Source organism: Streptomyces sp. BL1 (assembly GCF_057628045.1).
Window position 1 is genome coordinate 4149083 of sequence record NZ_JBXYWZ010000002.1, and the last position, 21046, is coordinate 4170128.

Below are 21046 nucleotides of genomic sequence, written 5' to 3' on the forward strand. Positions count from 1 at the left end.
CGTCCCGCGGGCCCGGCGCAGGCCAATTCACAACGAACGGTGACGGTTTACTCGCCCCATGTGATGTCCTGGTGTGTCGGCGCGGACCACGCACCCGTAGGAGAAGCCGGGGGACGAGGGAGGGAAGCGGCTGTGACCAAGGCGACGAAGGTGACCGGGACGATCGGGCGCTGGCAGCCGGGCGCCCTCGCACACGCCGTCACCGACCCGTTCGGGCAGGGCCCCTTGCCGTGGCTGCGCGGCAGCGAGCACTACTTCGAGAACGGCCAGGTCGTCCCCTGGTATGTGGACGACGCCGATCTGGACCGGCTGATCCCCGCCCAGCGCATCCGCCGCTCCGCCTCCTCCGGCCCCCGGATGGCCAATGACGTGGACTGCCAGATCAAGGGCTTCGCCGCACACGCCGGCGCGGTGCTGCCCGGCGAGTCCGTCGACTTCCGGGTCACCGTCGATCCGCCGCAGCCGTTCAGCGTCGACGTCTACCGCATCGGGCACTACGGCGGTGAGGGCGCCGCCAAGTTCACCACCAGCCCGCGGCTCTCCGGCATCGTGCAGCTGCCGCCGCTCACCGCCGACCGCACCGTCTCCTGCCACCACTGGTGGCTCTCCTGGCGGCTGCAGATCCCGGAGTACTGGTCGACGGGCGCCTATGTCGCGGTCCTCACCACCGCGGACGGAAACCACCGCTCCCACGTGCCGTTCACCGTCCGGGAGACCGAGCCGGCCGATCTGCTGCTGCTGATGCCCGACGTCACCTGGCAGGCGTACAACCTCTTCCCGGAGGACGGGCGCACGGGGGCGAGTCTCTATCACGCCTGGGACGACGACGGCGGGCTGCTCGGCGAGCCGGACGCCGCCGGCACGGTCTCCTTCGACCGTCCGTATGCGGGCGCCGGCCTCCCCCTGCACGTCGGCCACGCGTACGACGTCATCCGCTGGGCCGAACGGTACGGCTACGACATGGCGTTCGCCGACGCCCGCGATCTGCACGCGGGGCGGGTGGACACCACCCAGTACCGCGGCCTGGTCTTCCCCGGGCACGACGAGTACTGGTCGGTGCCCATGCGCCGGGCCGCGGAGAAGGCCAGGGACAACGGCACCTCGCTGGTCTTCCTCTCCGCCAACTCCATGTACTGGCAGGTCGAGTTGGACGCGCTGCCCGGCGGCGCCCCCGACCGGCTGCTGTCCTGCCGCAAGTTCCGCGGCCCGGGCCGCTCCGCGCTCTGGCGCGAACAGGGCGAGCCGGAGCAGCAGTTGATCGGCGTGCAGTACGCGGGTCGGGTGCCCGAGCCGCATCCGCTGGTGGTGCGGAACGCCGGGCACTGGCTGTGGGAGGCCACCGGAGCGGGCGAGGGCGACGAGCTGCCGGAGCTGCTCGCCGGTGAGGCCGACCGCTATTTCCCGCGGACCTGTCTGCCCGAGCACACCGACCGGGTGCTGCTGGCCCACTCTCCGTACCGCGACGAGCGCGGTGCCCGCCGGCATCAGGAGAGCTCGCTCTACCGCGCCCCGTCCGGTGCGTACGTCTTCTCCTCCGGCACTTTCGCGTGGTCCCCGGCGCTGGACCGGCCGGGCCATGTCGATCCGCGCATCCAGCGCGCGACGGCCAATCTCCTCGACCGCATTTGCAGCCGCGTCTGACCCGTCGGCAGGTGCCGGTGCAGCAGGGCGCGTGCGGCGGGGCCCGACGCGTACGGAACAATCGGACCCCCGACCACCCGTCCGGTCTTGGACCGTAACCCCTCGGAGGAGCTGTGTCCGGATTCGTGGAGAAGCCCGAACCCGTGCAGGTGCCCGGCCTGGTGCACCTGCACACGGGCAAGGTGCGCGATCTGTACCGGAACGCGGCCGGTGACCTCGTCATGGTCGCCAGCGACCGCACGTCCGCGTACGACTGGGTGCTGCCGACCGAGATCCCGGACAAGGGCAGGATCCTCACGCAGCTGTCGCTGTGGTGGTTCGACCGGCTCGCCGACATCGTGCCCAACCATGTGATCAGCACCGAGGTCCCGGACGGCGCCCCCGCCGACTGGGAGGGGCGCACGATGGTGTGCCGCTCGCTGCGCATGGTGCCCGTCGAGTGCGTGGCCCGCGGCTATCTCACCGGCTCCGGCCTGAAGGAGTACGAGCAGTCCCGTACGGTCTGCGGCCTCGCCCTCCCCGACGGCCTGACGGACGGCTCCGAGCTGCCCGGCACGCTCTTCACCCCGGCCACCAAGGCCGCGGTCGGCGACCACGACGAGAACGTCAGCTACGAGGAGGTCGCCCGCCAGGTCGGCCCCGACACCGCGGCCCTGCTCCGCCAGGCCACCATCGCCATCTACCAGCGCGGGCAGGAGATCGCCCGCGAGCGGGGCATCATCCTCGCGGACACCAAGTTCGAGTTCGGCTTCGGCGAGAGCGGCGAGCTGGAGGACCAACTGGTGCTGGGCGATGAGGTGCTGACCCCGGACTCGTCCCGCTTCTGGCCCGCGGACCAGTGGCGGCCGGGCCGCCCGCAGCCGTCCTTCGACAAGCAGTTCATCCGCGACTGGCTGACCGGCCCGGACTCCGGCTGGGACCGCAACAGCGAGCAGCCCCCGCCGCCGCTCCCCGCGGAGATCGTCGAGGCCACCCGCGCCAAGTACGCGGAGGCGTACCGCCTCCTCACCGGCGTCGCGTGGGACTGACCCACGCCGCCTCCCCGTGAGGCAGCCGCACAACGACGCGCAGCCGCACAACGCTGCGCAGCTGTAACGAAAAGGGCCCCGGTCGATGACCGGGGCCCTTCTCCGTATGGAGCGGACGACGAGGTTCGAACTCGCGACCTCAACCTTGGCAAGGTTGCGCTCTACCAGCTGAGCTACGTCCGCCTGCCCGCACTTCCGTGCGCTGCGGGATCCACTATATCCAATGCCCGGAGCGGTCGTGTCCACGGTGGCGTGACGCCGCTCACGACGGGCCCGCACCGGCCGTACGCCGCTGCGCTCCCGCGCTCTACTGCCGCCCGGGCAGGGGGAGTTGGCAACGCAGAAGAGCCCCGGTCCGAAGACCGGGGCTCTTCTCTGCCGAGCGGACGACGAGGTTCGAACTCGCGACCTCAACCTTGGCAAGGTTGCGCTCTACCAGCTGAGCTACGTCCGCCTGCATCCACCCGGCTTTCACCGGGCGGCGCGACCCATACTGTACCCCATCGTGGCCGATGGTCGGTTCAGTGAGAGCGGGTGACAGGGATCGCACACTGCGCCTCCCTCTTGGAAAGAGGGCGCTCTACTACTGAGCTACACCCGCATGTTCCGTGAGGTCCGTGCCGTTTCCGGCCCGTTCCCTCGCGGCGTGAGCACGACTCTAGCCGACTACCCGGGGTGCGTGGCAAGTCGGGCCGCGCCGGGCTCCGCGACGCACGTCGCGGAGCCCAAATGCCCGGTCAGCGCGAGGCGTTGAAGGCGTCGTAGACCTTCTTCGGGATGCGCCCGCGGGCGGGCACCTCGAAGCCGTTCGACTCCGCCCAGGCGCGTACGGCCCGCGGATCCGGCGCGACGGCGGTGTGCCGGTACGCCTTGCCCGACTTCGCCCGCTTCCGGCCGGCCTGCACATACGGTGCGAGTTCCTCGCGCAATTTCTTCGCGTTGCCGTCGCTCAGGTCGATCTCGTACGACGTGCCGTCGAGCCCGAAGGAGACCGTCTCCGCCGCTTCCCCGCCCTCGATGTCGTCGGAGAGTGTCACCACTACGCGCTGCGCCACGGATATCGGTCCTTCCGTCTGGATCACGAAGGAGATCACGGGTCATCTCCCCGCCGACGCGTCGTCGTTCCGTGTTCACGCGCGTCGACGTGCGGCAACCTGTATTGACGGTCGCGCCCGTGCGGAGATGCCGGCGATCCGGTGGATCGGGATCAATGCCTTTGTATTTGTACAGCCGCGGACATCGCATTGCGAAACGCGGATATTCCGGCTCGCGTGTCATCCCGCAATCGGGACCATACTTTTTTCGCGCTGGTTTTCCCAGTGGCCCGGAGTCCCGAGATGAAGTCTCCCGCAGACCGTCCACGATATCAACGCGCGTAGATTCTGTGGGCCGGTAGGCTGTCGAACGCAGCGCCCATCACCACATCACCGGGAGTACCAGTGGCCCGCGTCGTAGTCGACGTCATGCTGAAGCCGGAGATCCTCGACCCGCAGGGGCAGGCGGTGCAGCGCGCACTGCCCCGTCTCGGGTACGAAGGCATCGCCGATGTCCGCCAGGGAAAGCGTTTCGAGCTGGAGGTGGACGGCCCCGTGGACGACGCGGCGCTCGCCCGCGTCCGTGACCTCGCAGAGAACTTCCTGGCCAACACCGTCATCGAGGACTTCACCGTCCGCGTCGAGGAGCCCGCGGGAGCCGAAGGGGCCGCCGCGTGACCGCCCGGATCGGCGTCGTCACCTTCCCCGGTTCGCTCGATGACCGCGACGCCCAGCGCGCCGTGCGCCTGGCCGGTGCCGAGCCGGTCGCGCTCTGGCACCGGGACAAGGATCTGCACCAGGTCGACGCGGTCGTTCTGCCGGGTGGTTTTTCCTATGGCGACTATCTGCGGTGCGGTGCCATCGCCCGCTTCTCGCCCGTGATGGAAACGCTGGTGGAACAGGCGAAGAACGGAATGCCGGTGCTCGGCATCTGCAACGGCTTCCAGGTGCTGTGTGAATCACATCTGCTGCCGGGCGCGCTGACCCGTAACGATCACCTCCACTTCATCTGCCGCGATCAGCGGCTGCGGGTGACGAACGCGGACACCGCATGGACTGCCGATTACGCGGACGGCCAGGAGATCACCGTTCCGCTGAAGAACGGCGAGGGCGGCTATGTCGCCGATGAGCGCACGCTGGACGCGCTGGAGGCCGAGGGCCGGGTGGTCTTCCGCTACGTGGGCGGGAATCCGAACGGTTCGCGCCGCGACATCGCCGGCATCACCAACGAGGCCGGGAACGTGGTCGGTCTCATGCCCCACCCCGAGCACGCCGTCGAGGAGCTGACAGGCCCGACGACCGACGGGCTCGGATTCTTCACCTCGGTACTCAAGAGGCTGGTCAACGCATGACTCTGGACACTGTCACGCACGCGGCGGAGACTCCCGGCACCGACCAGCCGTGGGCCGAACTCGGCCTGAAGAAGGACGAGTACGAGCAGGTCCGCGAGATCCTCGGCCGCCGTCCGACCGGCGCCGAGCTGGCCATGTACTCGGTGATGTGGTCGGAGCACTGCTCCTACAAGTCCAGCAAGGTGCACCTCAAGCAGTTCGGCGACAAGGCCCCGGAGTCGGACGCGATGCTGGTCGGCATCGGCGAGCAGGCCGGCGTCGTCGACGTCGGCGAGGGGTACGCGGTCACCTTCAAGGTCGAGTCGCACAACCACCCCTCGTACGTGGAGCCGTACCAGGGCGCCGCCACCGGCATCGGCGGCATCGTGCGCGACATCATCGCGATGGGCGCCCGCCCGGTCGCCGTGATGGACCCGCTGCGCTTCGGCGCCGCCGACCACCCCGACACCCGCCGGGTGCTGCCCGGCGTCGTCGCCGGCATCGGCGGCTACGGCAACTGCCTGGGCCTGCCCAACATCGGTGGCGAGGTCGTCTTCGACGACTGCTACCAGGGCAACCCGCTCGTCAACGCCCTCTGTGTGGGCGTGATGAAGCACGAGGACATCCACCTCGCCAAGGCCGCGGGTGTGGGCAACAAGGTCGTGCTGTACGGCGCCCGTACCGGCGGCGACGGCATCGGCGGCGCCTCCATCCTCGCCTCGGAGACCTTCGACGCCACAAAGCCGAGCAAGCGCCCGGCCGTTCAGGTCGGCGACCCCTTCCAGGAGAAGCTCCTCATCGAGTCGACCCTGGAGGCGTTCGCCCAGGACCTCGTCGTGGGCATCCAGGACCTCGGCGCGGCGGGCCTGTCCTGCGCCACGAGCGAGCTCGCGTCCAACGGCTCCGGCGGGATGCGCGTCTCGCTGGACGACGTACCGCTGCGCGACTCCACGCTCTCGCCCGAGGAGATCCTCATGAGCGAGTCGCAGGAGCGGATGTGCGCCGTCGTGGAGCCGGGCAAGGTCGACGACTTCCTCGCCGTGTGCGAGAAGTGGGACGTCATCGCCACCGTCATCGGTGAGGTCACCGAGGGCGACCGGCTGGAGATCTTCTGGCACGGCGAGAAGATCGTCGACGTCGACCCGCGTACCGTCGCGCACGAGGGCCCGGTCTATCAGCGTCCGTACGCGCGTCCCGACTGGCTGGACTCCCTCCAGGCCGACGACGCCGCGAAGCTGCCCCGTCCGGCCACCGGCGACGAACTCCGCGCCGACGTGCTGAAGATGGTGTCCTCGCCGAACCAGGCGGCGAAGTCCTGGATCACGGATCAGTACGACCGTTACGTCCTGGGCGACACGGTGCTGGCCACCCCCGAGGACAGCGGCATGATCCGCATCAGTGAGGAGAGCGGTCTCGGGGTCGCCGTCTCCACCGACGGCAACGGCCGGTACGCCAAGCTCGACCCGTACACGGGCGCGCAGCTGGCCCTCGCCGAGTCGTACCGGAACGTGGCCGCGACCGGCGCCAAGCCGCTCGCCGTCACGGACTGCCTGAACTTCGGTTCGCCCGAGGACCCGGCCGCCATGTGGCAGTTCGCCGAGGCCACGCGTGGTCTGGCGGACGCCTGCCTGACGCTGGGCACCCCGGTCACCGGCGGCAACGTGTCGCTGTACAACCAGACCGGCGAGGCCGCCATCCACCCCACTCCGGTGGTCGGCGTGCTCGGCGTCATCGACGACGTGACCCGCCGTACCCCCATGGCCTTCGCCGAGGAGGGGCAGCTGCTCTATCTCCTGGGCGACACCAGGGAGGAACTGGGCGGCTCCGCCTGGTCGTTGTCGGCCCACGGCCACCTGGGCGGCCTGCCGCCGGCCGTCGACCTGGAGCGCGAGCGGCTGCTCGCGGAGATCCTGATCTCCGCCTCCCGGGACGGCATGGCCGACGCGGCGCACGACCTCAGCGACGGCGGTCTGATCCAGGCCGTCGCCGAGTCCTGCATGAAGGGCGGCAACGGCGCGCGGATCATCGTGCCGGAGGGCGTCGACCCGTTCGTCTTCCTCTTCTCCGAGTCGCAGGGCCGCGCCGTCGTCGCGATCCCGCGCAGCGAAGAGGTGCGGTTCACCGAGATGTGCGCGGCCCGCGGCCTGCCGGCCGCCCGCATCGGCGTCGTGGACGGCGAAGAGATCGAGGTGCAGGGCCAGTTCAGCCTCCCGCTGAGCGAGCTCCGCGAGGCGTACGAGGCGACCATCCCGGCCCTCTTCGGCTGACACCCGCAGTACGTACGGAAGGGTCCCCGGGGCACGGCGCCCCGGGGACCCTTCCGTACGTACGCGCCCGCGTCGGCGTCACAGCAGCGGCTGCTGCTTCTGCTCCTCGTCCGCCGCGCGGTAGATCTCGCCCTTGAACCACTCGGGCTCCGGTACGTGACGGAGCGTCAGCATGCCCTGCTCGGACGCCGACTGGATGGAGAGCGTGCCGTAGTGCATGACCCGCTGCCACACGGTCGCGCGGAAACTCACGTCGTTGACCCTGAGCAGCGGGATGCTGCGGCTGCTCTTGGTCAGGAAGCCGGAGTGCTTGTAGATCCGCTTCGTGGTGAGGATGTAGAACTTGTAGCGCCACTTCAGCACCGGGTACAGCCAGAACCGCAGCGACGCGAGCAGCGCCAGGCCGACCAGCAGCCAGAAGGCGACCCCGCCCCAGCTCGACCCGGCGGGCAGCACCGCCACGAGCAGTCCGGCCACCACCCAGATTCCTGCCAGGACCGCGAACTCCTCGACGAGCTGGCTCCAGTGCTGACGCGTCACATGCAGCAGCTGCTCATCTTCGGCGAGATACCGCTCAGCAGAGGACATATGGGACATCGTGGCACACCAACCTCCACCCCTGCCGTACCGGCGGAGCGCTAACCTCACGTTCATGCCGCCTGCCAAACGCACCAAACCCCGCACGTACGACCCGGCCCGGGTCCGTCAGGCGCTCATCGCGCAGGTCGAAGCGGTAGCGGAAGCCGCGCACGCGCTCACGCCCGAGCAGCGCGCGCTGCCCTCCGGGCTGCCCGGCTGGGACGTCCACCGATTGCTCGTGCACATCGCCCTGCAGATCGATCTGGTGCCGCGGTACCTCGCCGTCCCGGGCTCCCCTGCCGCCGGCCCCGAACTCGGCCTGTCCGCCTGGGCCCTGAGCACGGCGAGCGTCGCGGACCATTCCCCAGCCTCCGGCCGGGGATGCCCCATGGACGAGGAGACCCGTATGGAATCCGACAGGTGTTCCGACGGCGCGGCCCGCATCGACGAGGCGATCGCCCAGCTCGACCCGGTCCTGGAGTCGGCCGTACGTCCGGACCTGCTCATCCCGCACGGATTCGGCGCCATGCGGATGCTCGACTTCACCGTCACCCGGCTCGTCGAACTCACCGTCCACAGCGACGACCTGACCCGCGCCACCGGCGTCCGGGTGCACCTCGACCGGCAGGCCCTCGCCACCGCCGTGAGACTGCTCACGGACGCGCTCGCCGCCAAGGCGCCCGGCGGCGCCGTCGAGGTGCGCATCCCGCCGTTCGCGGTCACCCAGTGCGTCGAGGGTCCCCGACACACGCGTGGCACCCCGCCGGGTGTCGTCGAGACCGATCCGCTCACCTGGCTCCGGCTCGCCACGGGCCGTACGACCTGGGCCGCGGCACGGGAAGCCGGCACCCTCTCGGCGAACGGCGAACGCTCCGACCTGGAAGCGCTGCTGCCCGTCCTGGGCTGATCCGGCCCGGATCGCGCGCGCTCTCCGGCCCGCCCTCCGGGGTCCGCGGAACCCCGCCTCCGATCACCGCCCGTGGCGTCCCCGTCACCCGCAGGAGGCGGGGCGTCCCATCCTTCGTACCGGATTCGGAGCAGCGCGCCACCTGTCCTAGACTCGGGGACGTGCCACGTGGTGACGGACGACTCAACCACGACCTCCTCCCCGGTGAGAAGGGTCCCCAGGACGCCTGCGGCGTCTTCGGAGTCTGGGCCCCGGGGGAAGAGGTCGCCAAGCTCACGTATTTCGGGCTGTACGCACTGCAGCACCGCGGTCAGGAGTCCGCGGGCATCGCAGTGAGCAACGGCTCCCAGATTCTGGTCTTCAAGGACATGGGGCTGGTCTCCCAGGTCTTCGACGAAACCTCCCTCGGCTCGCTCCGCGGTCACATCGCGGTGGGCCACGCCCGGTACTCGACCACCGGCGCGTCCGTATGGGAGAACGCCCAGCCCACCTTCCGGGCAACCGCCCACGGCTCCATCGCCCTGGGCCACAACGGCAACCTGGTCAACACCGCCGAACTCGCCGAGCTGGTCGCCAAGCAGGCCACCGCCGGCAACGGACGGGCCACCCAGGTCGCCGCCACCAACGACACCGACCTCGTCACGGCCCTGCTCGCGGGGCAGACCGACGAGGACGGCACCCCGCTGACCGTGGAAGAGGCCGCGCCCCGCGTGCTGCCCCAGGTCAAGGGCGCCTTCTCGTTCGTCTTCATGGACGAGCACACGCTCTACGCGGGCCGCGACGCCCAGGGGATCCGGCCGCTCGTGCTGGGCCGCCTGGAGCGCGGCTGGGTCGTCGCCAGCGAGACCTCGGCGCTCGACATCTGCGGTGCCTCGTTCATCCGCGAGATCGAGCCGGGCGAGTTCATCGCCATCGACGAGAACGGCCTCCGGTCCAGCCGGTTCGCCGAAGCAAAGCCCAAGGGCTGTGTCTTCGAGTACGTGTACCTGGCCCGCCCGGACACCGACATCGCCGGCCGGAACGTCTATCTCTCGCGTGTGGAGATGGGCCGCAGGCTCGCGCAGGAGTCCCCCGCCGACGCGGATCTGGTCATAGCGACTCCGGAGTCCGGCACTCCGGCGGCCGTCGGATACGCCGAGGCGAGCGGTATCCCGTACGGCAGCGGACTGGTCAAGAACAGTTACGTCGGCCGGACCTTCATCCAGCCCAGCCAGACCATCCGGCAGCTCGGGATCCGGCTGAAGCTGAACCCGCTCAAGGAAGTCATCCGCGGCAAGCGGCTCGTCGTCGTCGACGACTCGATCGTGCGCGGCAACACCCAGCGGGCCCTGGTCCGGATGCTCCGCGAGGCCGGTGCGGCCGAGGTGCACGTGCGCATCTCCTCGCCGCCCATCAAGTGGCCCTGCTTCTTCGGCATCGACTTCGCCACCCGCGCCGAGCTGATCGCCAACGGCCTCACGGTCGAGGAGATCGGCAAGTCGCTGGGCGCCGACTCCCTCTCGTACATCTCCCTCGAGGGGATGACCGAGGCGACCACCATCGCCAAGCCCAACCTGTGCCGCGCCTGCTTCGACGGGGAGTACCCGATGGAGCTGCCGGACCCGGAGCTGCTGGGCAAGCACCTCCTGGAAGCGGAGACCGAGTCCCCGTCGCACACCGACGCCGACGGCGTCGAGACGCTGACGGCCGGTCTGGGCGGCTCCGACGCGCTGAAGCGTCCGTAGTCCCGGACCGGTCCTCCCGGCACCCGCGTTCCCCCTCCCGATCCCGAAGGGTCCCCTGTCATGCCTGATCCCTCCGCCGAGCGCGCCAGTTACGCAGCGGCCGGTGTCGACATCGAGGCCGGCGACCGCGCCGTCGACCTGATGAAGGAGTGGGTGCGCAAGGCCCAGCGGCCCGAGTCGGTCGGTTCGCTGGGCGGCTTCGCCGGTCTCTTCGACGCGAGCGCGCTGAAGCGGTACGAGCGCCCGCTGCTGGCCTCCGCCACGGACGGCGTCGGCACCAAGGTCGCCGTCGCCCAGCAGATGGACATCCACGACACCATCGGCCACGACCTGGTCGCGATGGTCGTCGACGACCTCGTCGTGTGCGGTGCCGAGCCGCTCTTCATGACCGACTACATCTGCGTCGGCAAGGTCGTCCCGGAGCGCGTCTCACAGATCGTGAAGGGCATCGCCGAGGGCTGTGTGCTCGCCGGCTGCGCCCTCGTCGGCGGCGAGACCGCCGAGCACCCCGGACTGCTCGGCCCGGACGAGTACGACGTCGCGGGCGCCGGCACCGGCGTGGTCGAGGCCGACCGGGTGCTGGGCGCGGATCGCATCCGAACGGGCGACGCCGTGATCGCCATGGCCGCCTCCGGCCTTCACTCCAACGGGTATTCGCTGGTGCGCCACGTCCTCTTCGACCGCGGCGGCCGCCGGCTGGACGAGCGGGTCGAGGAGTTCGGCCGCACCCTCGGCGAGGAGCTGCTGGAGCCCACCAAGATCTACTCGCTGGACTGTCTGGCCCTCACCCGCACCACCGAGGTCCACGCGTTCTCGCACATCACGGGAGGCGGTCTGGCGGCCAACCTGGCCCGTGTCGTGCCCGACGGGCTGCACGCCACGGTCGACCGTTCGACCTGGACGCCGGGCCCGGTCTTCGACCTGGTCGGTTCCGTGGGCCAGGTCGAGCGGCCCGAGCTGGAGAAGACTCTGAACATGGGCGTCGGCATGATCGCCGTCGTCCCGCAGGAGTCCGCAGATGTGGCCCTCGCCACTCTCGCCGACCGCGGCGTGGACGCCTGGGTGGCGGGCGAGGTCGGGGAGCGTGACGGCCACACCGAGCCGGTCACGCTCACAGGTGACTATGCGCGCTGAGCCGCGCACCGTCCGGGTTCCCTGCCCTGCGGCAGGGACCTGGACAGCACAGAACCCGGTCCGGCGGATGCCGGACCGGGCTGTGGTGAGTGGACGTCAAGCGCGACGTCGCTGTGACGGGGAGTCGGAGGAGTCGCCCTCTTCCTCGTCCTCGTCGTTGTACTGCTCCGCGTACTGTGCGTACGGGTCGTCGTCCAGCTCATCGTCTTCGAACGGGTCGCCGTTCGGCGACTGGTTCGATGTCGATGCGCCCAGCTCCTCGGCCAGGCGCGATAGGTCCGTCCCACCGCTGTTGTACTTCAGCTGGCGGGCGACCTTCGTCTGCTTGGCCTTGGCCCGGCCGCGCCCCATGGCTCGACCCCCTCAACGACGGGGCTCGACGGCCCCAGAGTCTTGACACGCGTTCATGATGCAGAACGGACTCTCGACAGAGAGACCGGTCCGTAGGGCTTCAACGGTACCTGCTTCCGCGGCCGTACGGTACGTCGCCCGCACGACACGGGAGCACCCCGATGCACCCGGTGACCATCTCTTTGCTGGTCAGATGAGATTTTACCTTGCCCCTCGGCGGCGACCCGCCGAGGGGTCGTGAGAAGGGTCTCGCCGCCTCCCGTCAGCGGTTCTTTCCGGCGGCCATCCGCTGTTCGGCGAGCCGGTCGGCCGCCGCCGCCGGCGGCACACCGTCCGCCGCGGCCCGCTCGAAGATCTCCAGAGTGGTGTCGTAGATCTTTGCTGCCTTTGCTTTTGCACGCTGGAAATCGAAGCCGTGGAGCTCGTCGGCGACCTGGATGACGCCGCCCGCGTTCACCACGTAGTCGGGGGCGTAGAGGATGCCGCGGTCGGCGAGGTCCTTCTCCACGCCGGGGTGGGCGAGCTGGTTGTTCGCTGCGCCGCAGACGGCCTTGGCGGTGAGCGCGGGGACGGTGTCGTCGTCCAGCGCCCCGCCGAGCGCGCAGGGCGCGTAGAAGTCCAGGCCGGGGAAGCGGATCAGGGTCTCCGTGTCCGGGACGGCGGTGACCTGCGGGTGGGCCGCGCGGATTCGGTCGACGGACGCGTCGCGTACGTCGGTGACCACGACGTGCGCGCCGTCCTCCAGCAGGTGCCCGACCAGGTGGTGGCCGACCTTGCCGACGCCGGCGACGCCGACGGTGCGGCCGCGCAGGGTGGGGTCGCCCCACAGCCGGTGGGCGCCGGCGCGCATGCCCTGGAAGACGCCGTACGCGGTGAGCACGGAGGAGTCGCCGGCGCCGCCGTTCGCCGGGGAGCGGCCGGTGGTCCAGCGGCACTCCCGGGCGATGACGTCCATGTCCTGGACGTATGTGCCGACGTCGCAGGCGGTGACGTAGCGGCCGCCGAGAGAGGCGACGGCGCGGCCGTAGGCGAGCAGCAGCTGTTCGGTCTTGATCTGATCGGGATCGCCGATGATCACGGCCTTGCCGCCGCCGTGGTCCAGCCCGGCGAGCGCGTTCTTGTAGGACATCCCGCGGGCGAGGTTCAGCGCGTCCTGGACCGCCGCCTCGTCCGGGGTGCGGCCGTGGCCGGCCGCGTCCGTGTACGGGTGGAAGCGGGTGCCTCCGAGGGCCGGGCCCAGCGCGGTGGAGTGCAGGGCGATGACGGCCCGCAGCCCGCTCTCCCGGTCCTGGCACAGCACGACCTGCTCGTGTCCGCCCTGATCGGAGTGGAACAGGGTCCGCAGAACTCCCGCGTCGCCCGAGCCGTCGGAGCTGACCGGGGAGAGTCCCCGCGCGGAACGCGAGGGCGAATGACGTACGTCGGTCACGGTGGTGACTCCTGTGTGTGAGGTGCCGCTGTGACGGGTGGTCGCCGGCGGCCCGTCAAGGGGTGTCGAGGGGCCGCTCGGACAGCAGCGTAGGGCCTGGAAGTCGCCGCATCGTTGCGGTGCCACGATCGGGGTAGTCAACTGTCCGTCCAGGGGCGCTCATCGGGGCGCCGCCAGCACAGTGGACAGCACGGCCGCACGATCGACGGAGGAGAAACGCGTGGCGCAGCAGGCGGCGGTCATGGTCCCGTACACGGCGTATCTGCGGGTGTACGAGCCACTCGCCGCGTTCCCCGAGCCGGAGCGCTCGCACTGGGTGCGGTACGCCAAGCGGGAGAAGCTGCCGACCGCTCAGGACGAACTCCGGCGCTCCCTGGCCGACTTGCTGCCCACGCCGCCCGTCGCGGTGCCCGTGCGGGAGAGCGCGGACGCGTTCGTGGCGGAGGTGGACGGCGTCACCTGCGTGTGTCCCTGGCGCACCCGGCTGCGCGGCTGGCAGGCGCTCTCCGCGCTCACCACGGCCGCCGGCGAGCAGGAGGTCGCGCTGCCGCAGCCGGTGCTGGACGCGGCGGTGCCGCCGGTCGTGCGCAGGGAGGCGGCGGCCGACTACGAGGCGTGGCTGTCCCGCAATCCGGACGCGCGCCCATGGATCCGTACGGCCGTGTGGCATGTACCCGTGCGATGGTTCGTACTCTTCTCCGATGAGGAGAAGGAGTTTGCGAAGCCCGGAACGGGTGAGGAGAGCGGTCAGCAGTTCGTTCTCCGCTATCGCACTCCGATGGTCCAGGCGAGGCGCCGTCTCGCCCGCGGTCTGAAGGTGCTCCGCGAGGAGCTGGAGGAGGGACCGCTCGTCGACGGTCTGGTCGACGTGGGGCGCTGGCTGGAGGAGTTCCACCCGCGCTCACTCGTCGAACTGGATTACGGCGGTCTCGTGCAGGTCATCTCCGAGGACCGGCTGGCCGAGGACCACTCTGCCGCGGACGTGGCGGAGGGCATCGCGGCACTGCGCGAGGGCGACGGGGAGCGGGCCGGAGTGGCGTACGAGCGGCTGACCGACCGCTGGCGTGCGGTCCGGGAGCTCCAGTTCGCCAACTGACCGCCGTGTACGGCAGGTCGGGCGAATAGGGCATACTGCCTGTTCAACGTGCACAGGACCTAGGTCCTGAACCGGGCTATTGGTTCAAGCGTGACGGACAGCACGTAACTGGGGTCTTGCTCGCAGACCTACCTCTCGTGTCAAAATAGGACAAGGAGTTCGGAGAGGGCTCCTTCCGTCCAACTAAGGGCGGATTATTCGGTATTGCGCTCCTTGGTGGGTCTGGTGGCGACTGGTCACGTTGTGACTGATCGTCACGGCGACGTAACTGTCCGCTATGGCACGGTCCATCGGCTTCCGCCGAGGTTGAACACCTGAGAGGGCAATTCCATCGGTTTGGCCGTCGTGGCTGGACAGATGGTGTAGTTGTAGTGCCGAGGACAAGCCGTTCGTCCTATAACCGACTCGGCTCGCGTGCGCCATTTCGGGCAACGCGGGTCAAGGTGCAGAATTTAGAGGAAAGAACCGTGATGGTTCGGTTCTCCCGAGGAGGCCGCTCATGACCGCTCGCACCCCTGATGCCGAGCCGCTGCTGACCCCGGCTGAGGTTGCCACGATGTTCCGCGTGGACCCGAAGACGGTTACGCGCTGGGCAAAGGCAGGCAAGCTCACGTCCATCCGCACGCTCGGAGGGCACCGCCGCTACCGCGAAGCGGAGGTGCGTGCGCTGTTGGCGGGCATTCCGCAGCAGCGCAGCGAAGCCTGATCAGGCGATAGCAGCTAACAAAACCGCTCAACCAGGGCGTTTTCGGGCCCCCACTCCCGTCGACGTCCGACAGGCAGCACACGCCGTGTCACTGTCTCCGACAGTGCTTGTGCGTCGGTCGCGCTGGACTCCGCCGGGTCCAGCGCGATCTTTTTGTGCCCGCGGGCCTGTCCGCCGGCAACTCGCCAGTAGCTTCTCCACGGGCCGCTGACCGGCCCGAATCGGCCCGTACGGACGTCACTTGGGCTCCTGCGGGGCGCCGCGCCCGGGGTGCGTGCACCGTGTCCGGAGGGCCGCCGGGACACTGGAGAGGGCGGTGCAATTGCACATATTAAATTGACCCGGTGTGGCGGGCGTCTGAGTTCCCCATCGGCCGGGGGGACTTCGGTGACACCCGTCACAGCAGTGACTTGTTGAAGCCAGAGCGCTCGCTGCGGTAGTGGAACACCCGTCGGTGCGCCGTCCGTTCGCTCTCCAGCGTGACATCCGGGAAGGGCGCCGAGGGGCCTCTTTGGTCACTTCGGGGGAGGACTTTGGTCCTGACGTGAATCGTCGGCCTGCGCTTCCATCGCCAGCCGCAGCAGCCGGTGGCACACGGGGCAGTGCCGGGTGACGTGGCGGTACCTCGTAGCGGCCGCCAGATGGGCGCGCAGCAGCGCCCTGGTCTCGTGCCGCGCCGGAACACCTGTCGGCTCCGTCATCGCCGGCCACCTCCTCGTCCCCCTTGCAGGGGTACCGGCGGCCCGTACGGGCGTCAAGGCGGACAACCGGCCGCAACCGGGGCCGTCGAGGCCTTCCGGGGTGCGGGGGAGAGGGGCTCGGAACGAGCCCGGAAATGCCGGAAGGCCCGCCCCCAGAGAGGGGACGGGCCTTCCGACTGCTGCGGTCCTGACGGGATTTGAACCCGCGGCCTCCACCTTGACAGGGTGGCGAGCACTCCAAGCTGCTCCACAGGACCTCGTGGTGCGCTGCGTTCGGCGCGAGACGAGACTTTACAGCAGGTGAGGCCGGAGAAGCGAACTCACGGTGTGCGACCGCGAGGTCACGCGGAGGCCGCCCCCGGCGGAGCCGCCGCGTCCACGGCTTTCATGATGCGTTTGTCCGATACCGGATACGCCGTGCCCAGGGCATGTGCGAAGTAGCTGACGCGCAGTTCCTCGATCATCCAGCGGATGTCCAGCGCCGCCTGCGGGACGGGCCGGCCCTGGGGGAACTGCTCCAGCAGCCACAGGTATTCGTCCCGCATCTCCTGGACCTTCGCCATCCGGGAGCGGTCCCGCTCGGCGTTGACCGGCATCTGCTGGAGCCTGCGGTCGGCCGCGACCAGATAGCGCAGCAGGTCGGACAGCCGGCCGGCCCCGTGCAGCGTCACGAAGCCCGGCCGGATCAGGGCGTCCAGCTGCTGCCGTACGTCCTGCACGGACGACTTGAGCACCGGGCTGGTGACGTCCCGCAGCCGCTGCTCGCACGCGTGCCAGGCCGCCAGCACCTCCTGGACCTGCTTGACCGTGCGCAGCGTCGCGTCGACGAGGTCCGCGCGTACGGCGTCGAAGAGCTTGCGGAAGGACTCCTCGTCCCAGGCGGGGCCGCCGTGCACGCCGATCAGGCGGTCGGCGGAGGCCGTCACGCAGTCCTCGAACAGCGCCTGCACGCTGCCGTGCGGGGAGCGGGACAGCGCCAGCTTCTGCGGGTTCGACAGCTTCGAGGCGGCGAACTTGGCAGGGTCCGAGGGGATGTTGAGCAGGATCAGCCGGCGGGTGCCGAGCCACATCGACCGCTGCTGCTCCACCTCCGTGTCGAAGAGCTGCACGGATACGGTGTTCTTGTCCGGTCCGTCGTCCGCCAGCGCGGGGTACGCCCGTACGGGCTGGCCCGCGCGCTTCGTCTCGAAGGTGCGGGGCAGGGTGCCGAGCGTCCAGCTCGTGAGGCCGGTGCGCTGAGCCGTGGGGGAGTCGCCCGCGTCAGGGCCTTCCGGCTCCCGCTGCTCCGAACCGGCCTGCTGCGCACCGCTCTTGGCCTTCCCGCCGCCCTGTGCGCCCTTGCGGGAGCGGGAGCGCTCGGAGGACTCGAAGGCCTTGCTGATGGCCTCCTTCGTACGGCTCTTCAGCTTCAGCTGCAGCTCTTCGAGGTCCTTGGACTCGGCGAGCTTGCGCTGCCGCTCGTCGGTCACCCGGAACGTGATCCGCAGATGGTCCGGGACCTTGGACAGCGTGAAGTCCTCGGCGGCGACCTGCACTCCGGTCATCCGCTTCAGCTCGCCCGCCAGGGCCACCGCCAGCGGCGCCTCGCCGGGCTGCGCGCCCTCGCCGGAGGAGGGGAAGGCCGCGGCCAGGAACCGCTGGGCGTAGTCGGGCGCGGGGACGCAGTGCCGCCGGACCGGCTTCGGCAGCGAGCGGATCAGCTCGGTCACCAAGTCCGCGCGCAGGCCCGGGATCTGCCAGTCGAAGCCCTCGTCCGTCACCTGGTTCAGCACCTGGAGCGGGATGTGCACGGTCACACCGTCGGCGTCCGCGCCCGGCTCGAACTGGTACGTCACCTTGAAGCGCAGCCGGCCCTGCTGCCAGGTGTCCGGATAGTCGGCCTCGGTGATCTGCTCGGCCTGCTCGTTGATGAGCATGGACTTCTCGAAGTTGAGCAGATCCGGCTCTTCGCCGCGCTTCTTCTTCCACCAGGAGTCGAAGTGCGCCCCGGACACGATGTGTTCGGGCACGCGCTGGTCGTAGAAGTCGTACAGCGTCTCGTCGTCGACCAGGATGTCGCGGCGCCGTGCCCGGTGCTCCAACTCCTCGACCTCGCCGAGGAGTTTGCGATTGTCATGGAAGAACTGGTGGTGCGTGCGCCAGTCGCCCTCGACCAGTGCGCTGCGGATGAACAGATCCCGGGACGTCTCCGGATCGATCTTCCCGTAGTTGACCTTGCGGGCCGGGACGATGGGCACGCCGTACAGCGTCACCCGCTCGTACGCCATCACCGCCGCCGCCTTCTGCTCCCAGTGCGGCTCGCTGTACGTCCGCTTCACCAGGTGTCCGGCGAGCGGCTCGATCCAGTCCGGCTCGATCTTCGCGTTCACCCGGGCCCACAGCTTGGACGTCTCGACCAGCTCGGCCGACATCACCCAGCGGGGCTGCTTCTTGAAGAGCGCCGAACCGGGGAAGACCGCGAACTTCGCGCCGCGGGCGCCCAGATACTCGTTCTTCTCGCCCTCCTTGACGCCCACGTGCGAGAGCAGACCCACGAGCAGGGACTGGTGCACGCGGTTCTCGTCGGGCTCCTGCGTCTCGGCGTTGATCGTGATGCCGAGCTGCTTGGCGACCTGGCGCAGCTGCGTATAGATGTCCTGCCACTCGCGTATGCGCAGGTAGTTGAGGAACTCCGACTTGCACATACGGCGGAACGCGGAGGTGGACAGCGCCTTCTGCTGCTCGCGCACGTATCGCCAGAGGTTCAGCAGTGCCAGGAAGTCGCTGGTCTCGTCCTTGAAGCGGGCGTGCTGCTGATCGGCCTGCTGCTGCTTCTCGGAAGGGCGCTCCCGCGGGTCCTGGATGGACAACGCGGCCGCGATCACCATGACTTCGCGTACGCAGCCGTTCCGGTCGGCCTCCAGGACCATCCGGGCCAGCCGCGGGTCGACGGGCAGCTGCGCAAGCTTGCGGCCGGTCTGCGTGAGGCGCTTCTTCGGGTCCTTCTCCGTCATGTCCAGCGCGTGCAGCTCTTCGAGGAGCTGTACGCCGGCCTTGATGCTGCGGTGGTCCGGCGCGTCGATGAAGGGGAACTTCTCGATGTCGCCGAGGCCCGCCGCGTTCATCTGCAGGATGACGGACGCCAGATTCGTACGGAGGATCTCCGCGTCGGTGAACTCCGGGCGGGAGAGGAAGTCGTCCTCCGAGTACAGCCGGATGCAGATGCCGTCCGACGTACGGCCGCAGCGGCCCTTGCGCTGGTTGGCGCTGGCCTGGCTGATCCGCTCGATGGGCAGCCGCTGCACCTTGGTGCGGTGGCTGTACCGGGAGATGCGGGCCGTGCCGGGGTCGATGACGTACTTGATGCCCGGCACCGTCAGCGAGGTCTCGGCGACGTTCGTGGCCAGCACGATGCGTCTCCCGGAGTGCCGCTGGAACACCCGGTGCTGCTCGGCGTGCGACAGCCGCGCGTACAGCGGCAGCACCTCGGTGTTCCGCAGTCTCCGCTTCTCCAGCGCGTCCGCGGTGTCCCGGATCTCGCGCTCGCCGGAGAGGAACACCAGGACGTCGCCCGGGCCTTCGCTCTGCAGCTCGCCGACCGCGTCGCAGATCGCGGTGATCTGATCCCGGTCGCGGGTATCCGACTCCTCCTCCAGCAGCGGCCGGTAGCGCACCTCGACCGGATACGTACGGCCCGATACTTCCACAATCGGCGCGTCCCCGAAGTGCCGGGAGAAACGCTCCGGGTCGATCGTCGCGGAGGTGATCACGACCTTCAGGTCCGGGCGGCGCGGCAGCAGCCGGGCCAGATACCCCAGCAGGAAGTCGATGTTGAGACTGCGCTCGTGGGCCTCGTCGATGATGATCGTGTCGTACTGGCGCAGCTCCCGGTCCTGCTGGATCTCGGCCAGCAGGATGCCGTCCGTCATCAGCTTCACCAGGGTGTTGTCGCCGACCTGGTCGGTGAACCTGACCCGCCAGCCGACGGCCTCGCCGAGCGGCGACTTCAGCTCCTCGGCGACCCGCTCCGCGACCGTACGGGCCGCGATACGGCGCGGCTGCGTGTGGCCGATGACGCCCTGCACACCACGGCCCAGCTCCATGCAGATCTTGGGGATCTGCGTGGTCTTGCCGGAGCCGGTCTCGCCCGCGACGATCACGACCTGGTGGTCCCTGACCGCCTCGAGGATCTCGTCCTTCTTCTGGCTGACCGGCAGCTGTTCGGGATAGCTGATCTCCGGAACCGCCGCGCGGCGGGAGACGGCCTTGAGCTCCGACTCGTCCATGGCGGCGGCGATTTCCGCGAGCACGGCGTCCCGCGCCTCGGGCTTGCGGATCTTCCGCGCCCCGTCCAGCCTGCGGGCCAGGCGCGACTGGTCACGCAGCATCAGCTCGGGCAGACGCTCGCGGAGAGCGGCGGGGGAAGGGGGCGTGGAAGTCGACATACCTGGCCCAGGATCTCACCTCGCGGATCGGCCTGGCGAACGGTTTGTTCAGCGCGGCCGCCCGGCACCCGCCGCAGCAGGCCGCCGTTAGGCTGTGCGGCGCGATACCCGTACGGAACGAGAGGCGGCCCGGCCCGTGGTGAGCAGCAGGTCCCGGCGACGGCACACGGCCGTCGCGTTCCTGGGCCTGCTGATCGCGGTGTGCGGGGCGCTGTTCTCCACGGCGGGCAGCACCCAGGCCGCGACGGGATCCGCGCGGGCGGGGTCCACGGCTGCGGCCCCGGTTCCGGCTGTGGCTCCGGCCGGCAACGGCGTACGGGCGGACCACGGCGTACCGGCGGGCTCCCCGCAGGTGGCGTCCACGGCCGAAGCGAGCCCCTCCGCGGTGACCCCGGAGGACGACCCCGGCAGCATGCCGGGCTGCCGCAAGCAGCAGGACGGCAACCACGGCACCGTTCCCGCCACCGCTCCCTCCGGCACCTCGCAGCCCCTCCTGCCGCCGCTGCCCCTGTGCCTCACCCCCGAGTCGCACGGCGCGCTCGGCGCGGCGCACGCGCGGCCGCCCGTACGCGGGCCCGACCCGCTGCCCCCGCTCTCCCAGGCCGAACTCTCCGTCCTGCGCGTGTAGATGCGCCGGACGGTGCCCGCGTGTGCGCGGGTGCCGTCCCGGCAGCTCACACCGTTTACGCGCAGA

The 21046-nt window shown here is 69.8% G+C and carries 17 protein-coding genes and 4 tRNA genes; 11 read left to right on the top strand and 10 right to left on the bottom strand.

Annotation, left to right across the window (positions count from 1 at the left end; genetic code table 11):
• Positions 1-132 precede the first annotated feature (132 nt).
• Together AC3AGO_RS18320 and AC3AGO_RS18325 are read left to right on the top strand one after the other, a co-directional pair.
• Positions 133-1641, top strand: a complete 1509-nt coding sequence (locus AC3AGO_RS18320) for a N,N-dimethylformamidase beta subunit family domain-containing protein (RefSeq protein ID WP_487821294.1) — start codon at positions 133-135, stop codon at positions 1639-1641.
• Between the two features lie 113 nt (positions 1642-1754).
• On the top strand, positions 1755-2669 hold the full coding sequence (locus AC3AGO_RS18325) for a phosphoribosylaminoimidazolesuccinocarboxamide synthase (protein ID WP_487821295.1): 915 nt from the start codon (positions 1755-1757) through the stop codon (positions 2667-2669).
• Between the two features lie 107 nt (positions 2670-2776).
• Here AC3AGO_RS18325 and AC3AGO_RS18330 read toward each other — a convergent pair.
• The 4 genes from AC3AGO_RS18330 to AC3AGO_RS18345 all read right to left on the bottom strand — a co-directional run bounded on the left by AC3AGO_RS18330 (position 2777) and on the right by AC3AGO_RS18345 (position 3724).
• Positions 2777-2852: transfer RNA gene (locus tag AC3AGO_RS18330), tRNA-Gly, on the bottom strand.
• Between the two features lie 198 nt (positions 2853-3050).
• Positions 3051-3123: transfer RNA gene (locus tag AC3AGO_RS18335), tRNA-Gly, on the bottom strand.
• Between the two features lie 75 nt (positions 3124-3198).
• Positions 3199-3270 (bottom strand) — tRNA-Gly (locus AC3AGO_RS18340).
• 136 nt (positions 3271-3406) lie between these two features.
• On the bottom strand, positions 3407-3724 hold the full coding sequence (locus AC3AGO_RS18345; protein ID WP_487821296.1) for a histone-like nucleoid-structuring protein Lsr2: 318 nt from the start codon (positions 3722-3724) through the stop codon (positions 3407-3409).
• Positions 3725-4108: 384 nt separating this feature from the next.
• Between AC3AGO_RS18345 and purS the strand changes: the two genes are divergently transcribed.
• The 3 genes from purS to purL are packed head-to-tail and all read left to right on the top strand — an operon-like array spanning position 4109 to position 7301.
• Positions 4109-4381 (top strand): phosphoribosylformylglycinamidine synthase subunit PurS, encoded by a 273-nt coding sequence (gene purS, locus AC3AGO_RS18350; protein WP_487821297.1) that lies wholly within the window; start codon positions 4109-4111, stop codon positions 4379-4381.
• On the top strand, positions 4378-5055 hold the full coding sequence (gene purQ / locus AC3AGO_RS18355) for a phosphoribosylformylglycinamidine synthase subunit PurQ (RefSeq protein WP_487821298.1): 678 nt from the start codon (positions 4378-4380) through the stop codon (positions 5053-5055). Before purS ends, purQ begins: the two co-directional genes overlap by 4 nt.
• Entirely contained in the window at positions 5052-7301 is a 2250-nt protein-coding gene (gene purL / locus AC3AGO_RS18360; RefSeq protein ID WP_487821299.1) for a phosphoribosylformylglycinamidine synthase subunit PurL, read from the top strand. The genes purQ and purL overlap by 4 nt, the downstream gene beginning before the upstream one ends.
• A gap of 78 nt (positions 7302-7379) precedes the next feature.
• Here purL and AC3AGO_RS18365 read toward each other — a convergent pair whose 3' ends face one another.
• Entirely contained in the window at positions 7380-7889 is a 510-nt protein-coding gene (locus tag AC3AGO_RS18365; RefSeq protein ID WP_487821300.1) for a PH domain-containing protein, read from the bottom strand.
• A 64-nt stretch (positions 7890-7953) separates the two neighbouring features.
• Between AC3AGO_RS18365 and AC3AGO_RS18370 the strand changes: the two genes are divergently transcribed.
• The 3 genes from AC3AGO_RS18370 (at position 7954) to purM (ending at position 11645) form a co-directional block, all read left to right on the top strand.
• Positions 7954-8787 (top strand): sterol carrier family protein, encoded by an 834-nt coding sequence (locus AC3AGO_RS18370; RefSeq protein ID WP_487821301.1) that lies wholly within the window; start codon positions 7954-7956, stop codon positions 8785-8787.
• A 161-nt stretch (positions 8788-8948) separates the two neighbouring features.
• The gene (gene purF, locus AC3AGO_RS18375) at positions 8949-10511 is read left to right on the top strand and encodes an amidophosphoribosyltransferase (protein WP_487821302.1); all 1563 of its coding nucleotides are present in this window, start codon (positions 8949-8951) and stop codon (positions 10509-10511) included.
• A gap of 60 nt (positions 10512-10571) precedes the next feature.
• On the top strand, positions 10572-11645 hold the full coding sequence (gene purM, locus AC3AGO_RS18380; protein ID WP_487821303.1) for a phosphoribosylformylglycinamidine cyclo-ligase: 1074 nt from the start codon (positions 10572-10574) through the stop codon (positions 11643-11645).
• 96 nt (positions 11646-11741) lie between these two features.
• Here the strand turns inward: purM and AC3AGO_RS18385 are convergent, their stop codons facing one another.
• A complete protein-coding gene (locus tag AC3AGO_RS18385; protein ID WP_487821304.1) occupies positions 11742-11996 on the bottom strand; it encodes a DUF3073 domain-containing protein in 255 nt (84 codons plus the stop codon).
• A 262-nt stretch (positions 11997-12258) separates the two neighbouring features.
• On the bottom strand, positions 12259-13425 hold the full coding sequence (locus tag AC3AGO_RS18390) for a Leu/Phe/Val dehydrogenase (RefSeq protein WP_487821305.1): 1167 nt from the start codon (positions 13423-13425) through the stop codon (positions 12259-12261).
• 220 nt (positions 13426-13645) lie between these two features.
• Here AC3AGO_RS18390 and AC3AGO_RS18395 point away from each other — a divergent pair, with 220 nt between their 5' ends.
• Positions 13646-14521, top strand: coding sequence for a DUF8083 family protein (locus AC3AGO_RS18395; protein ID WP_487821306.1), 876 nt, complete (start codon positions 13646-13648; stop codon positions 14519-14521).
• A gap of 499 nt (positions 14522-15020) precedes the next feature.
• On the top strand, positions 15021-15227 hold the full coding sequence (bldC, locus tag AC3AGO_RS18400) for a developmental transcriptional regulator BldC (RefSeq protein ID WP_003949541.1): 207 nt from the start codon (positions 15021-15023) through the stop codon (positions 15225-15227).
• 515 nt (positions 15228-15742) lie between these two features.
• Here bldC and AC3AGO_RS18405 read toward each other — a convergent pair.
• The 3 genes from AC3AGO_RS18405 to hrpA all read right to left on the bottom strand — a co-directional run bounded on the left by AC3AGO_RS18405 (position 15743) and on the right by hrpA (position 20352).
• Positions 15743-15928 carry a DUF6274 family protein gene (locus tag AC3AGO_RS18405; RefSeq protein WP_487821307.1) on the bottom strand — a complete coding sequence of 62 codons (186 nt, stop codon included), beginning with the start codon at positions 15926-15928 and terminating at the stop codon, positions 15743-15745.
• A gap of 182 nt (positions 15929-16110) precedes the next feature.
• Positions 16111-16185 (bottom strand) — tRNA-Asp (locus AC3AGO_RS18410).
• A gap of 84 nt (positions 16186-16269) precedes the next feature.
• A complete protein-coding gene (hrpA, locus tag AC3AGO_RS18415; RefSeq protein ID WP_487821308.1) occupies positions 16270-20352 on the bottom strand; it encodes an ATP-dependent RNA helicase HrpA in 4083 nt (1360 codons plus the stop codon).
• Positions 20353-20491: 139 nt separating this feature from the next.
• Here hrpA and AC3AGO_RS18420 point away from each other — a divergent pair, with 139 nt between their 5' ends.
• On the top strand, positions 20492-20980 hold the full coding sequence (locus AC3AGO_RS18420) for a hypothetical protein (RefSeq protein WP_487821309.1): 489 nt from the start codon (positions 20492-20494) through the stop codon (positions 20978-20980).
• The last annotated feature ends 66 nt before the right edge of the window (positions 20981-21046 follow it).

What these genes read in the sequence shown, in the direction of transcription:
- AC3AGO_RS18365 (WP_487821300.1), bottom strand. Translation starts at nt 7,889, where the DNA reads ATGTCCTCTGCTGAGCGGTATCTCGCCGAAGATGAGCAGCTGCTGCAT.
- hrpA (WP_487821308.1), bottom strand. Translation starts at nt 20,352, where the DNA reads ATGTCGACTTCCACGCCCCCTTCCCCCGCCGCTCTCCGCGAGCGTCTG.
- AC3AGO_RS18405 (WP_487821307.1), bottom strand. Translation starts at nt 15,928, where the DNA reads ATGACGGAGCCGACAGGTGTTCCGGCGCGGCACGAGACCAGGGCGCTG.
- AC3AGO_RS18385 (WP_487821304.1), bottom strand. Translation starts at nt 11,996, where the DNA reads ATGGGGCGCGGCCGGGCCAAGGCCAAGCAGACGAAGGTCGCCCGCCAG.
- purL (WP_487821299.1), top strand. Translation starts at nt 5,052, where the DNA reads ATGACTCTGGACACTGTCACGCACGCGGCGGAGACTCCCGGCACCGAC.
- purM (WP_487821303.1), top strand. Translation starts at nt 10,572, where the DNA reads ATGCCTGATCCCTCCGCCGAGCGCGCCAGTTACGCAGCGGCCGGTGTC.
- bldC (WP_003949541.1), top strand. Translation starts at nt 15,021, where the DNA reads ATGACCGCTCGCACCCCTGATGCCGAGCCGCTGCTGACCCCGGCTGAG.
- AC3AGO_RS18370 (WP_487821301.1), top strand. Translation starts at nt 7,954, where the DNA reads ATGCCGCCTGCCAAACGCACCAAACCCCGCACGTACGACCCGGCCCGG.